Genomic DNA, 14,123 nt, shown 5'->3' on the forward strand with positions numbered 1-14,123 from the left:
TGGTGTGCGTTCTGCGGAGATAGGAACCCCGCATGACCCCACCACACATGGACAGACGGACTCTGCTGCGAGCCGGCGCGCTGGGGACGGGCCTGCTCGTCGCGGGTGCCCTGCCGGCCGGCGCCGACGTGCTCAAGCGGGACCGGCCGGTGCTCACCCACGGCATCCAGTCCGGTGACGTGACCACCGACGGCGCGCTGATCTGGACCAAGGCCGACCGGCCTTCGCGCATGCTCGTCGAGGTCTCGGCCGACCCGTCGTTCCGGCACTCGCGCTGCGTCACCGGCCCGGTGCTCACGCCGGCCACCGACGGCACCGGCAAGCTGCGCGTCCGCGGCCTGCCACCCGGCCGGGACGTCTACTACCGCGTGCAGGCCGAGGACCTCGACGGCCGGACCAGGAGCGAGCCGCTGACCGGGCACTTCCGCACCGCGCCGGTCGGCAACGAGGACATCCGGTTCGCCTGGTCGGGTGACGTCGCGGGCCAGGGCTGGGGGATCAACCCGGACATCGGCGGCATGGTCGGGTTCGCCGCGGTGGCCGCCCGCAAGCCCGACTTCTTCCTGCACAGCGGCGACACGGTGTACTCCGACGGCCCGCTGAGCGAGAGCGTGACCCTGCCCGACGGCCAGGTGTGGCACAACATCGTGACCGCGGCCAAGTCCAAGGTCGCCGAGTCGCTGGACGAGTACCGCGGCCAGTTCGCCTACAACCTGATGGACTCCAACGTCCGGCAGCTGTTCGCGTCGGTGCCCAGCATCGTCCAATGGGATGATCATGAAGTCTTGAACAACTGGTACCCGGGCGAGATCCTGGACCTGCCGCAGTACACCGAGAAGCGCGTCGACGTGCTGGCCAAGCGCGCGTTCCAGGCGTTCCACGAGTACCAGCCGGTCGATCCGGCGCGGGCGGTGGACGGCCGGGTGTACCGGAGCTTCTCGTTCGGCCGCCGGCTGGACCTGTTCGTGCTGGACATGCGTACGTACAAGGACGCCAACACCGCGCCGAAGGATGGGATCGGCCACATCCTCGGCGACAAGCAGGCGAAGTGGCTGGTCGACAGCCTCTCGAGGAGCCGCGCCACCTGGAAGATCGTCGCCGCGGACCTGCCGCTGGGGCTGTTGGTGCCAGACGGCACGGACATCGAGGCGGTCGCGAACGGCCTACCGGGTGCGCCTGGTGGCCGTGAGCACGAGCTGGCTTGGGTGCTGAGCGAGTTGCAGCGGCGCCGCGTTCGCAACGTCGTGTGGCTGACCGCGGACGTGCACTACACGGCCGCGCACCACTACTCGCCGGACCGGGCCGCGTTCCAGGACTTCGACCCGTTCTGGGAGTTCGTGTCCGGGCCGCTGCACGCGGGCGCGTTCGGCCCGAACACGCTCGACCCGACCTTCGGGCCGAGCGCGGAGTTCGTGCACGCCCCACCGGTCGCCAACACCTCACCGTTGGTGGGCTACCAGCACTTCGGCGAGGTCGCGATCGACGGCCGCAGCGGAGAGCTGACCGTGTGGCTGCGCGACGGGCGCGGCGCCTCGTTGTGGTCCAAGAAGTTGCGGCCCGAAGGCGCCCGTTAGGCTTCGGCCGAACCGCACATATTCCACGAAGGAGTCTGGACCCAGTGAGCGAGCGCACCCTGGTCCTGGTCAAGCCCGACGGTGTCAGCCGCGGACTGGTCGGCGAGGTCATCTCCCGGATCGAGCGCAAGGGCCTGTCCCTGGTCGCGCTGGAGCTGAAGCACGTCAGCAAGGAGCTGGCCGAGCAGCACTACGCCGAGCACGCCGAGCGGCCGTTCTTCGGCTCGCTGGTCGAGTTCATCACCGGCGGCCCGGTCGTGGCCATCGTCGTGGAGGGTGTGCGCGCGATCGCCGCGTTCCGCCAGCTGGCCGGCGGCACCGACCCGGTGGAGAAGGCGGTGCCGGGCAGCATCCGTGGCGACTTCGGCACCGAGGTGCAGTACAACCTCGTGCACGGCTCGGACTCGGCCGACTCGGCCAAGCGCGAGATCGACCTCTGGTTCCCCAACCTCTGAGCCGGCTGTGACGGCCGTGGGCGGGCGCGAGTCCGCCCACGGCTAAAAGATTTGCGGTTTTGTCGGGGCGCCTGGCTATGGTGCCCGGGTGGATGAAGATTCTCTCGTCCGGGCTGTGGGGCTCGTCAAAAGGTTCGGGGACTTCGAGGCGGTCGGCGGCATCGATCTGGACGTGCGCCGGGGTGAGTCGTTCGGGTTCCTCGGGCCGAACGGGGCCGGCAAGTCGTCCACGATGCGCATGATCGGGTGCGTCTCGCCGCGGACCGGCGGCAAGCTGAGCGTGCTGGGGATGGACCCCGAGGTCGACGGCCCGAAGATCCGGGCGCGGCTGGGCGTGGTGCCGCAGCAGGACAACCTCGACAACGAGCTGACCGTCCGGCAGAACCTCCAGGTCTACGGCCGCTACTTCGGCCTGTCCCGCGCGCACCTGCGCGAGAAGGCCACCGAGCTGCTGGACTTCGCGCAGCTCACCGACCGCGCGGACGACGAGGTGGACCCGTTGTCCGGCGGCATGAAGCGCAGGTTGACGATCGCCCGGTCACTGGTGAACGACCCGGACCTCCTGCTGCTCGACGAACCGACAACAGGACTCGACCCGCAGGCCCGGCACCTGTTGTGGGACAGGCTGTTCCGCCTCAAACAGCAGGGCGTGACGCTGATCGTCACCACCCACTACATGGACGAGGCCGAGCAGCTGTGCGACCGCCTCGTGGTGATGGACGGCGGCAAGATCGTGGCCGAGGGCAGCCCCGGCGAGCTGATCGACCGGTACTCCACCAAGGAGGTCCTGGAGCTGCGGTTCGCCCCCGGCCTCCAGGACGGCGTACCGCCCCTCGTCGAAGACCTCGCCGACCGCATCGAAATCCTCCCGGACCGCATCCTCCTGTACACAACCGACGGAGAAGCGTCCCTCACAGCGGCGCACACCCGAGGCGTACAACCCCTCTCGAGCCTCGTCCGCCGCTCCACCCTGGAGGACGTCTTCCTCCGCCTCACCGGCCGAACGCTGGTGGACTGATGAACGCCACTCGCGGCACCAGTTGTCCACAGGCGCGATCCACAGATCTGGCCGCGCCTCCACCACCCCCACTAGCCTGGAATCCGGGGTTCCCCCAATCGCCGATGAGGGTGAAGGCGTGTGCGATGGAAGCGCTCTCACCAGGAGTGGCGCTCCCGCCTGGCCAGGCCCGGGCTTCGACCTGGGGGCGGGTGATCGGCGGCGCGTCCGCGATCAGGGTGGAGGTGGCGAGCTGATGGATCTCGCGTCCCGCAGCACCGGCCGCGCCCCGACCAACTGGCAAGCCGCCGCGCTGGTCGTCGAGTCCTGCTGGATCTGGTACCGCCGCAACTGGCGGTCCACAGTGGTCTCCACCGTGCTCGCCCCGGTGTTCTTCCTGGTGGCGCTTGGGTTCGGGCTCGGCTCCCGCATCCCACCGTCCACAGTCACCGACGGCCTCGACTACGCCGCCTACCTCGCGCCCGCACTGCTAGCCAGCTCGGTTGTGCAGAACGCGGCCGGAGAGGCCACCTTCCCGGTGCTGTCCGGGTTCCGGTGGAGCCGCGTGTACTGGGGGATGGCCGCGTCGCCGATCACGGCCGGGCAGATCGCCGCCGGCCAGCTGCTGTGGATCGCCTGCCGGCTGGTCTTCTCCGGCCTCGCGTTCCTGCTCATCGCCACCGCGTTCGGCGCGATCACCGGCCCGGCCGTGGTGTTCTCCCTGGTCTTCTCGGTGATCGCCGGGATGGCTTTCGCCGCGCCGCTGGTCGCGTACTCGGCCACGATCGACAGCGAGGGCCAGCAGTTCAACATGGTCTTCCGGTTCATCGTGCTGCCGATGACGCTGGTCGCGGGCACGTTCTTCCCGCTCAGCCAGCTCCCGGTGTGGGTGCACCCGATCGCGTGGGTCACGCCGCTGTGGCACGGCACCGAGCTGAGCCGGGGCGTGGCGTTCGGCACCATCGACTTCCTGCCCGCGATCGGGCATCTCGCGTACTTGCTGGCGCTGTTCGCGGTGGGCACCTGGTTCGCCGCCCGCAACTTCCGCCGCAGGCTGGGGGTATGACGTGAGCGTCGGTCTGGTCCTGCGGGTGGTCCCGCCCGGCACGTACGCGCGCCGGGCGCACACCCTGGTGGAACGCTCCTGGCTGGTCAACCGGCGCGCCTGGATGGGCGTGTTCTCCGGGTTCTTCGAGTCGATCTTCTACCTGTTCGCCATGGGCATCGGGTTCGGCAGCCTGGTCACCCAGGTCACCGGCCCGGATGGGCAGCCAATCAGCTACGCGGCGTTCGTCGCGCCGGCCCTGCTGGCCGCCTCGGCGATGAACGGCGCGGTCTACGACTCCACCTTCAACATCTTCTTCAAGTTCAAGTACGCCCGGCTCTACGACGGCATGCTGGCCACCCCGCTCGGCCCGTTCGACGTGGCCATCGGCGAGATCTCCTGGGCACTGATCCGGGGCGGCCTGTACGCGGCCGGGTTCCTCACCGTCACGGCCGCGTTCGGGCTGGTCGCGTCGCCGTGGGCGATCCTCGCCTTACCCGCGGCGCTGCTGGTGGCGCTGGGGTTCGGCGCGGTGGGGATGGCGTGCACGACGTTCATGCGGTCCTGGCAGGACTTCGACCTGGTGCAGCTGGTGCTGATGCCGCTGTTCCTGTTCTCGGCGACGTTCTACCCGCTGGACGTCTACCCGTCCGGGCTGCGCGTGGTCATCCAGGTTTCGCCGCTCTACCAGGCGGTGGAGCTGATGCGCGGGCTGACCGCGGGCGTCCTGCACTGGTCGATGCTGGGCAACGTGGCGTACTTCGTGGTCATGGCCGTCATCGGCCTGACCGTCGCCGGTCGCCGCCTCGGCAGACTCCTGCTCAGCTAGTCTGGTTCGCTGTGAGTGTTGAGTCCGTTTTCCCGGAGCTGGAGTCGCTGCTGCCCAAGGTGGCCAAGCCGGTGCAGTACGTCGGCGGCGAGCTCAACGCGACGGTGAAGGACTGGGATGCCGCCACCGTCCGTTGGGCGCTGATGTACCCGGATGCCTATGAGGTCGGCCTGCCCAACCAGGGCGTGATGATCTTGTATGAGATCCTCAACGAGCAGCCCGACGTGCTGGCCGAGCGCACCTACGCGGTCTGGCCGGACCTCGAGAAGCTGATGCGTGAGCACGGCGTGCCGCAGTTCACCGTCGACGGGCATCGCCCGGTCGGCGCGTTCGACCTGCTCGGTGTGAGCTTCGCCACCGAGCTGGGCTACACGAACCTGCTCACCGCGCTGGACCTGGCGGGGGTGCCGATTCACGCCGCAGACCGCACCGAGGAGCACCCGGTGGTGGTCGCGGGCGGCCACTCCGCGTTCAACCCCGAGCCGATGGCCGACTTCATCGACGCCGCGGTGCTCGGCGACGGCGAGGAAGCCGTCCTGGACATCACGAACATCGTTCGCGCGTGGAAGGCCGAGGGCAGCCCCGGCGGCCGCGACGAGCTGCTCACCCGGCTCGCCGAGACCGGCAGCGTCTACATCCCGCGCTTCTACGACGTGACCTACCTGCCCGAAGGCGGGATCGCCTCGATCACGCCGAACCGTCCGCGGGTGCCGGAGCGCATCGCCAAGCGCACCACGATGGACCTGGACGCGTGGCCGTACCCGAAGCAGCCGCTGGTCCCCCTGGCCGAGAGCGTGCACGAGCGGATGAGCGTGGAGATCTTCCGCGGCTGCACCCGCGGCTGCCGGTTCTGCCAGGCCGGGATGATCACCCGCCCGGTGCGCGAGCGGTCCATCGAGGGCATCGGCGAAATGGTCCGCACCGGCCTGGACGCCAGCGGGTTCGAGGAGGTCGGCCTGCTGTCGCTGTCCAGCGCGGACCACTCGGAGATCGCGCAGATCACCAAGGGCCTCGCGGACCGCTACGAGGGCACCAACACTGGCCTGTCGCTGCCCAGCACGCGCGTCGACGCGTTCAACGTGGACCTGGCGAACGAGTTGTCCCGCAACGGAAGGCGCTCGGGCCTGACGTTCGCGCCGGAGGGCGGCAGCGAGCGGATCCGCCGTGTGATCAACAAGATGGTGTCCGAGGAGGACCTCATCCGCACGGTCAGCGCGGCCTTCGCGAACGGCTGGCGCCAGGTGAAGCTGTACTTCATGTGCGGCCTGCCAACGGAAACCGACGAGGACGTCCTGCAGATCGCGGCCATGGCCCAGGAAGTCATCCGCGCGGGCCGGAAAGCCTCGGGGCGCAACGACATCCGCTGCACCATCTCGATCGGCGGGTTCGTGCCCAAGCCGCACACCCCGTTCCAGTGGGCCGCCCAGTGCGACCCGGACACCGTGGACGAGCGGCTGCGCAAGCTGCGTGCCGCGGTGAACTCCGACCGCAGCCTCGGCCGCAACATCGGAATGCGTTACCACGACGGCAAACCGAGCCTGATCGAAGGCCTGCTGTCCCGCGGTGACCGCCGCGTCGGCCGGGTCGTCGAGCGGGTCTGGCGCGAGGGTGGCCGGTTCGACGGCTGGAGCGAGCACTTCTCCTTCGAGCGCTGGATTTCCGCGGCGGCCACCGAACTGGAGCCGCAGGGCGTGAGCCTGGACTGGTTCACCACCCGCGAACGCACCGAGGACGAGGTCCTGCCCTGGGACCACCTGGACTCCGGGCTGGACAAGCAGTGGCTGTGGGACGACTGGCAGGACGCGTTGGACGAGCAGGAACTCGACGACTGCCGCTGGACCCCGTGCTTCGACTGCGGCGTCTGCCCGACCATGGGCACGGCCATCGAAGTCGGCCCCACCGGCAAGAAACTCCTGCCACTGACCCCGGTCTAGTCGGTGACGGCGGCCAGGGCGTTCACGAGGCCGTGGCCGTAGAAGCCGTTGTAGGGCGCGTACCCCGAGCAGTACGCGTCCTGCGTTCCGGTGCCGTTGAGGTCGTAGTCGGCCGGGCAGGGCACGCTTTCGGCCTGGTTGTTCAACATGCGCGTGAGCGACGTCGGCGAAGCACCCGGGTGCGTGGACGCGAGCAACGCCAGCACGCCCGAAACATGCGGCGCAGCCATGGAAGTACCGCAGTAGCGCGCGTACCCACCAGGCACCGTCGACAGGATGCAACCACTGTCAGGGTCACTGTGCCCACGGCGCTGCTCGCCACCGGGCGCGGTCACGTCGATCACGCCCAGTCCGTAAGCGCTGTAGCCAGCCTTCAACTTGTCCTGTCCCACCGACGAGACAGCTAGCACACCCCGTAGGCCTGCGGGTAGCACGCGGCAGCTGGGGTCAGGCGGGTTGGCCATGTCGACGTTCTCGTTGGTGGCCGCGGCGACGTTCAGCACGCCCCGGCCGGACGCGTAGGTGACCGCGCGGCTCAACGCGTCCCGCACCACCCGCTGACCGGACCGCGAGCAGGTGAACAGCCACGGGTCGACGAAGTAGCTGCTGTTGGTGATCGTCATGCGCTCCTCCGCGGCCCACATGAAGCCGCAGATGGCGTACTCCGGGTAGATGTGCCCGGTGTCGTCGACGACCTTCACGGACGCCAGTCGAACCCCAGGAGCCACACCAGTGATGCCCTTGCCGTCGTCGGCCGCCGCGATCGTCCCGGCTACGTGCGTACCGTGCGCGGACTTACCCGGCGCCCACGCGGCCGGCGATGTGTCCGCTTTGCCGGTCGCGCAGCCGGCTGAGAGGTTCGGGTCCACCGCGGCGCGCAGGTCGGGGTGGGTCGCGTCGATCCCGGAGTCCAGCACGCCGACCACCACGTTGCGGCTGCCCTCGGTGATCTCGTGGGCCGCGTCGGCGTTGATCATCGCCATGTCCCACTGCTCGTCGGTGCGGTCCGTGCTCGGCACGGACGCCCGGCGGGGCGCCCTGGTCGTCTCGTCGGCCTTCTTGGCTCCGGCCTGCTTGCCGGCCGCCTGGGCGCTGAACGCCCGATCGGAGCCGAACCGGTCGCCGAAGTCCGGGTCGCCGTTCGCCACGGCCACCGCGATCTGCGGGTAGTACACGCTGGTCGTGCCACACGATGCGGTGATCTCGGTCTGCGCCTGGGTCTGGCTGGTGCCTCGGTCGAACAACACGACGTACCGCAGCTGCTGGCCTGCCTCGACGCATGCGGCATTAGCGGGGTCGGCAACAGCCGGCAGTGTGCACGTCGCCGCGAGCACTGCCGTCAGCACCGCTGCCACCCTCAGCCGGCGGAGCACGACGAAAAACCTCCATCGCAGGGTCGCCGGCTCGGGGTTACCGGCTGTCCACCTTGCGGGACGGTAGCCACGCCCGGTCGGTCAGACAAGTTCATCGGGACAATTGCGCCTGCGGGTACGGTGCCAGCCGAGTACCGGTGTGCACCAGCGGAGCCGCCCCAGTCCACCAGAAGGAGTAACGCTGAGCCGTCAAGATCAGCCCAACCCGTCGCCACCAGGGGTGCAGAAGCTCCGGTTGCGCTACGCCAAACGCGGCCGGCTGCGTTTCACATCACACCGGGACATCGCCAGGGCCTTCGAGCGCGCGCTGCGCCGGGCCGGCGTGCCGATGGCGTTCTCCCAGGGCTTCAACCCGCACCCCAAGATCTCCTGGATCGGCGCCGCGCCCACCGGCGCGGCCAGCGAGGCGGAATACGTCGAGATCCAGCTGGTTGAGAAGAGAGACCCGGCGACCCTCGCCACCGAGCTGGACAAGGCCATGCCCCCCGGCCTGGACGTGCTCGAGGCGGTGGAGGCGGGTCCCGGCTCGCTGGCCGACCGGGTCGACGGCTCCCGCTGGGAGATCGAAGTGCCCGGCGTTGCCCCGGCCACGCTGACCGCCGCGGTCGAGGCCCTGCTGGCGGCCGAGGTGGCCGAAGTGGAGCGGCTGACCAAGGGCGGCATGCGCACAATCAATGTCCGACCTGCGGTTGTACGCGCCCGGACCCGTGAAGTGTCGGCGGCCGGCGAACCGTGTGGGATACTTGAGGTAGTTGTACGGCAGACAACACCTGCTGTACGGCCGGACGACGTGCTGAGCGCGCTCCGTGTCGTCGCCGGCCTGGAACCGCCGGTGCCCGCGAAGGCGACCCGGATGGCCCAGGGACGGCTCGACGATGGCGGCGGTATTGCCGACCCGCTGGCCCCGGACCGGGTGCCAGAGTCGCCTCGGGACGACGTCCACAGCTGACCTGTGTCACCCCGACGGGTGACGTGAGGCGAGGTTTCCCGCCGCCGGAGCCCCCCGGCTTCGCGGCGGACCAGGCAGGACTGCTTTGCAACGGTCCATCGTCAGGGGAAGGCGACGAGGACCGCGGAAGACAAACGTCCGCCGCCGAAACGCGGCGGAACCGAACAGAGAGGCCCCCGTGCGGCCGCGTCCGAGTATGGACGCGCCCGGGGGCGGAGGAGCTACATGTCGGACACGACCACGCCCGCCGGTGACAGCACCGAGCGGGACCTGATCGATTTGCCGCCGAAGATCAGGGTGCACGCCCTCGCCAAGCTGCTCGGCGCGAGCAGCCGCGAGGTGATGGGCGCACTGGCGGACCTGAACGAGGAAGTGCGCAGCGCGCAGTCCAGCGTGAGCCGCGAGGTGGCCCAGCGCGTCGTCGACGCGCTCGCCCCGCAGGACGACGAGGAGACGCCCGCCGAGCCCGCCCCGGCCGAACCGGAGGCCGGGACGTCCGAGACGGCTGAGACAGCCGCCGAGGAGCCCGAGCCGCAGCAGTCCGGCCGCCGTCCCCAGCAGCCGCTGTTCGCCTCGGCCTCGCCGGTGTTCCTGCCGCCGGAGGCCCGGACGCGCCCGGCGCCGCCGCAGCCCGAGGTCGTCGAGGAGACGGCCGAGGAGGAGGACACCGACGCCGATGAGGCCGTCGAGGACGACGGCACCGATGACGATGCCGGCTCCCGCCGCCGTCGCCGCCGCGGCCGTCGTGGCCGGGGCCGTGGACGCGGTGGCCAGGCCGACGACGGCGCCGACGACCAGGACGAGCCCGAGGCCGCCGCCGAGGAGCCGGAGGCCCAGGATGCCGCCGAGACCGACGAGGGCGAGGACGCGGCCGACGACGGTGTGAACCGCCGCCGGCGTCGCCGCCGTCGCCGCAAGGGCTCGGACTCCGACGAGTCCGGCCCTGGTGACGACGACCCGCCGAACACCGTCGTGCACGTCCGCGAGGCCCGCGACGAGAAGACCGCCAAGGCCGAGAAGGCGCCCGCCCAGGACCGCGACGAGGTCCGCAGCGTGCGCGGCTCGACCCGGCTGGAGGCCAAGCGCCAGCGCCGCCGGGACGGCCGCGAGGCCGGCCGCCGCCGTGCCCCGATCCTGTCCGAGGCCGAGTTCCTGACCCGGCGCGAGTCGGTCGACCGCACGATGGTCGTCCGCGAGCGCGCCGACCGCACCCAGATCGGCGTGCTCGAGGACGGCGTGCTGGTCGAGCACTTCGTCACCTCGTCGGGCACCGGCTCGCTGGTCGGCAACGTCTACCTGGGCCGCGTGCAGAACGTGCTGCCCAGCATGGAAGCCGCGTTCGTGGACATCGGCCGCGGCCGCAACGCCGTGCTCTACGCCGGTGAGGTCGACTGGGACGCCGCCGGCCTGGAGGGCAAGGCCCGCCGGATCGAGCAGGCGCTGTCGACCGGCGACAGCGTGCTCGTGCAGGTCACCAAGGACCCGGTCGGGCACAAGGGCGCCCGGCTGACCACGCAGATCAGCCTGCCCGGACGGTTCCTGGTCTACGTGCCGGGCGGCGGCGCCACCGGCATCAGCCGCAAGCTGCCGGAGAACGAGCGGCGCAGGCTCAAGGACATCCTCAAGCGGATCGTGCCCGAGGACGCGGGCGTGATCATCCGCACCGCCTCCGAGGGCATCAGCGAGGACGAGCTGGCCCGCGACGTGCGGCGGCTGCAGGCCCAGTGGCAGGTCATCAAGGACAAGGCCGAGGGCACCAACGAGGTCAAGAAGGCCACCGCGCCGACCCTGCTCTACGAGGAGCCGGACCTGCTGGTGAAGGTCGTCCGCGACCTGTTCACCGAGGACTTCTCCGCGCTGGTCGTACAGGGCGACGACGCCTGGGACACCATCGACGCCTACGTCCGGCACGTCGCGCCGGACCTGCAGGAGCGGCTGTCCCGGCATGTCGGCGCCACCGACGTGTTCACCGAGTTCCGCATCGACGAGCAGCTGATGAAGGCGCTGGACCGCAAGGTCTGGCTGCCCTCCGGCGGCTACCTGGTCATCGACCGCACCGAGGCGATGACCGTGATCGACGTGAACACCGGCAAGTTCACCGGGTCCGGCGGCAACCTCGAGGAGACCGTCACCCGCAACAACCTGGAGTCGGCCGAGGAGATCGTCCGCCAACTGCGGCTGCGCGACATCGGCGGCATCATCGTGATCGACTTCATCGACATGGTGCTGGAGTCCAACCGGGACCTGGTGCTGCGCCGGCTGACCGAGTGCCTTGGCCGGGACCGCACCCGCCACCAGGTCGCCGAGGTCACCTCGCTGGGCCTGGTGCAGATGACCCGCAAGCGGGTCGGCACGGGGCTGCTGGAGGCGTTCAGCGCCACCTGTGAGCACTGCCGGGGCCGGGGCGTGATCGTCTCCACCGAGCCGATCGTGCGCGGTAACGGCACGAACGGCGGCAACGGCAACGGCCACCAGCACGGCCACCAGGCCGCCCCGCCCAAGCCGGCCGTCGCCAAGGCGGAGGAGAAGGACAAGGACGCGCAGCCCACCGGGCGCACCCGCGAGCGGCCCACCCGGGCCGAACGCCGGGCGAAGGCCGAGCGGGCCCGTGCCGAGGCGGCGGAGGCAGCCGAGGCCGCAGCCGCCGCGACCGCTGAGTCCGCCAGCGCCGACTCCACCACCGCTGCGGGCGTCGCCGACGTGACCGACCCCACACTCGCCGAGCCGGTGACCGCCGAGTCGATCCTGGCCGCCCCCGAACAGGTCGGCAGCCTCGACATCGTGCACACCGCGCACCCCGAGATCGAGGTCACCCACGAGTACGACGCCGAGCAGCCCCGCCCGTCCCACGACGAGCCCGGCACCCACCCCGTGACCGCCACGGACACCCCGGCCGCGCCCCACGCGGACACCACTCCGGACGTGACCGCCGCGGACGCTTCGGCCCCGGCCGAAGCCGCCGGAACCTCGGCCACGTCCACCTCGTCGGACACCACCGATGAGGCCGGTGCCTGGGCCGCGTCCGCTGCGGCCGGTTCCCCGGCCGGGCCTGACCAGACCGCCACCGGTGCACCGACCCAGGCGGGGAGTGCCTCAGGCAGGGCTGCGGAAGCTCCCGCCCCGGCTGTGGACCCTGCGTCCACCGAGACCGAAGCGCCCTCGGCGTCGGGTGACGAGCCTGCAGCCGTCTCAACCACCGGAAAGCAGGCCAAGGAGGGTTCCGCCACCTCGGCGCAGCCTGCCGAGGCTGGCGTGGAGGGGACCGCTGAGGCCGCTTCTGCCGCAGGCGAGCCCGCAGCCGGAACCTCGGCCACCCCGGCCCAGGCTGCCGAGGCAGGCGCGGTGGCTGCTCCGTCGGAGTCTTCGGACGCCCCGGCTGGGGTATCCCCAGGCACGGCGGATGTCTCGTCGGCCGAAGGCGAGCAGGCCGTGGGTGAGTCCGAGATCACCTCGGCGGGCTTTGACGGTTCCGCATCGGCGCCGCAGACCCCGTTGAACGGCCACGCCGGAGCGGCGGAGATCCCGCCCGGGGTGGACGACGAGGTCGCGTACACCCCGCCGCGCCGCCAGCGCCGCAGGTCCGCGTCCCGTCCGGCCGGTCCGCCGGTCAACGCAGGTCAGGAGGGCTGACAGCGACCCCGTACACCCCGTTGTACGGGTAGCGGCAGCCCTGAGGTAACCTAGTACGTGGCCCGCCTTCCAGCGGGTCACGTCGTGTGCAGCCCGGCACTGTGTGGAAAAGGCAGGCCAGGGCGCGCGTGGCCCCCCATCACCAACGAGTAATGCAGGAGACTTCCGTGTCCGCGTACGCGATCGTCAAGACCGGCGGCAAGCAGTACAAGGTCGCCGTGGGCGACGTCGTCGAGGTCGAGAAGCTCGAGGGCGAGCCGGGCACAGAGCTCAGCTTCCCCGCAGTGCTCTTTGTCGATGGCGGCGACGTCATCACCGACGCCGACGCGCTGGGCAAGGTCTCGGTGACCGGCAAGGTCGTCGCCCAGACCAAGGGCCCCAAGATCCGCATCCACAAGTTCAAGAACAAGACCGGCTACCACAAGCGGCAGGGTCACCGTCAGAAGCTGACCCGCGTCGAGGTCACCGGCATCACCAAGTAAGGACCTGACCAGCCATGGCACACAAAAAGGGCGCATCGAGCTCCCGCAACGGCCGTGACTCCAACCCGCAGTACCTCGGAGTCAAGCGGTTCGGCGGCCAGGTGGTGAAGGCCGGTGAGATCCTGATCCGCCAGCGCGGCACCAAGTTCCACCCGGGCGTGAACGTCGGCCGCGGCAAGGACGACACCCTGTTCGCCCTCGCCCCGGGCGCGGTCCAGTTCGGTGCCAAGCGCGGCCGCAAGACCGTCAACATCGTCCCGGTTGAGGCCCCCGCCGAGGCCTCTGCCTGACACACACCTCCTGAGGGGCGGGCCGATCACCACACCGGCCCGCCCCTCAGTCTGTCCACCCCCACCAGAGGCCCCCGTGGGCCCGACCCTCGCGCACCCACCGCGACCCCAGGTCCCACCCAAGCCGTCAACCGCGACCGGGCGAACCCCGGCCACGACGGACCTCAGCCGACAACCGGGCAGGTACTCCGACCGTCGACCACGGTCAGACCAACCACAGTCCACAACCGGGCCGCGTCGAGCCGAGCCGCCGCCCGACCTGACCGATCCGGCCGTCGACCACACCCAGGTGGGCCTCAGGTCAGGACCAATTCGCGGAAGCAGCGCCGACACGACCGGCTGTCGATCACGGCCGGACCAGGCACAAGCCACAACGCAACCGGTGGGCTCGCTCGGACAGGACCTAGCTGTCGACGGCGGTCGGACAGCCGCAAGTTACGGCTCAGGGTTTGGCGTCGAGACGAGCTGGCTGTCGGGCGCAGGTGGGCCAGCAGAGGGTCGCGGCTCAATCGGTGGGTCGGCGGCGAGACGGCCTGGCTATCGGCCGCGGTCGGGCTAGCGGCAG

Annotated in this window: 11 protein-coding genes; 10 read left to right on the forward strand and 1 reads right to left on the reverse strand. The window is 70.5% G+C overall.

What is annotated here, in order from left to right; translation table 11 throughout:
* The first annotated feature begins 32 nt into the window (after window positions 1-32).
* From AB0J95_RS36980 to AB0J95_RS37005, 6 genes are all read left to right on the forward strand, one after another.
* Window positions 33-1,574, forward strand: a complete 1,542-nt coding sequence (locus AB0J95_RS36980; protein ID WP_364768896.1) for an alkaline phosphatase D family protein — start codon at window positions 33-35, stop codon at window positions 1,572-1,574.
* 44 nt (window positions 1,575-1,618) lie between these two features.
* On the forward strand, window positions 1,619-2,029 hold the full coding sequence (ndk, locus tag AB0J95_RS36985) for a nucleoside-diphosphate kinase (RefSeq protein WP_033382635.1): 411 nt from the start codon (window positions 1,619-1,621) through the stop codon (window positions 2,027-2,029).
* Window positions 2,030-2,117: 88 nt separating this feature from the next.
* On the forward strand, window positions 2,118-3,047 hold the full coding sequence (locus AB0J95_RS36990) for an ABC transporter ATP-binding protein (protein ID WP_364768899.1): 930 nt from the start codon (window positions 2,118-2,120) through the stop codon (window positions 3,045-3,047).
* 235 nt (window positions 3,048-3,282) lie between these two features.
* Window positions 3,283-4,092, forward strand: coding sequence for an ABC transporter permease (locus AB0J95_RS36995; protein WP_364768901.1), 810 nt, complete (start codon window positions 3,283-3,285; stop codon window positions 4,090-4,092).
* A 1-nt stretch (window position 4,093) separates the two neighbouring features.
* Window positions 4,094-4,900, forward strand: coding sequence for an ABC transporter permease (locus AB0J95_RS37000; protein WP_364768904.1), 807 nt, complete (start codon window positions 4,094-4,096; stop codon window positions 4,898-4,900).
* 11 nt (window positions 4,901-4,911) lie between these two features.
* Window positions 4,912-6,834 carry a TIGR03960 family B12-binding radical SAM protein gene (locus AB0J95_RS37005; RefSeq protein WP_364768907.1) on the forward strand — a complete coding sequence of 641 codons (1,923 nt, stop codon included), beginning with the start codon at window positions 4,912-4,914 and terminating at the stop codon, window positions 6,832-6,834.
* On the opposite strand, the gene AB0J95_RS37010 is transcribed toward AB0J95_RS37005, so the two are convergent.
* Window positions 6,831-8,195, reverse strand: a complete 1,365-nt coding sequence (locus tag AB0J95_RS37010; protein ID WP_364769301.1) for a S8 family serine peptidase — start codon at window positions 8,193-8,195, stop codon at window positions 6,831-6,833. The two genes, AB0J95_RS37005 and AB0J95_RS37010, sit on opposite strands and share 4 nt — an antisense overlap.
* A gap of 232 nt (window positions 8,196-8,427) precedes the next feature.
* Here AB0J95_RS37010 and AB0J95_RS37015 point away from each other — a divergent pair, with 232 nt between their 5' ends.
* From AB0J95_RS37015 to rpmA, 4 genes are all read left to right on the forward strand, one after another.
* A complete protein-coding gene (locus tag AB0J95_RS37015) occupies window positions 8,428-9,156 on the forward strand; it encodes a TIGR03936 family radical SAM-associated protein (RefSeq protein WP_364768909.1) in 729 nt (242 codons plus the stop codon).
* Between the two features lie 225 nt (window positions 9,157-9,381).
* A complete protein-coding gene (locus AB0J95_RS37020) occupies window positions 9,382-12,786 on the forward strand; it encodes a translation initiation factor IF-2 N-terminal domain-containing protein (protein ID WP_364768912.1) in 3,405 nt (1,134 codons plus the stop codon).
* A 167-nt stretch (window positions 12,787-12,953) separates the two neighbouring features.
* Window positions 12,954-13,268 carry a 50S ribosomal protein L21 gene (gene rplU / locus AB0J95_RS37025; RefSeq protein WP_364769303.1) on the forward strand — a complete coding sequence of 105 codons (315 nt, stop codon included), beginning with the start codon at window positions 12,954-12,956 and terminating at the stop codon, window positions 13,266-13,268.
* Window positions 13,269-13,282: 14 nt separating this feature from the next.
* Window positions 13,283-13,558 (forward strand): 50S ribosomal protein L27, encoded by a 276-nt coding sequence (rpmA, locus tag AB0J95_RS37030; protein ID WP_364768915.1) that lies wholly within the window; start codon window positions 13,283-13,285, stop codon window positions 13,556-13,558.
* The last annotated feature ends 565 nt before the right edge of the window (window positions 13,559-14,123 follow it).

Source organism: Actinocrispum sp. NPDC049592 (genome assembly GCF_040675465.1).
Lineage (GTDB): Bacteria > Actinomycetota > Actinomycetes > Mycobacteriales > Pseudonocardiaceae > Kibdelosporangium.

Coding starts and splice junctions, on each gene's coding strand:
- rpmA (WP_364768915.1), top strand. CDS start 13,283: ATGGCACACAAAAAGGGCGCATCGAGCTCCCGCAACGGCCGTGACTCC.
- AB0J95_RS36980 (WP_364768896.1), top strand. CDS start 33: ATGACCCCACCACACATGGACAGACGGACTCTGCTGCGAGCCGGCGCG.
- AB0J95_RS37020 (WP_364768912.1), top strand. CDS start 9,382: ATGTCGGACACGACCACGCCCGCCGGTGACAGCACCGAGCGGGACCTG.
- AB0J95_RS36995 (WP_364768901.1), top strand. CDS start 3,283: ATGGATCTCGCGTCCCGCAGCACCGGCCGCGCCCCGACCAACTGGCAA.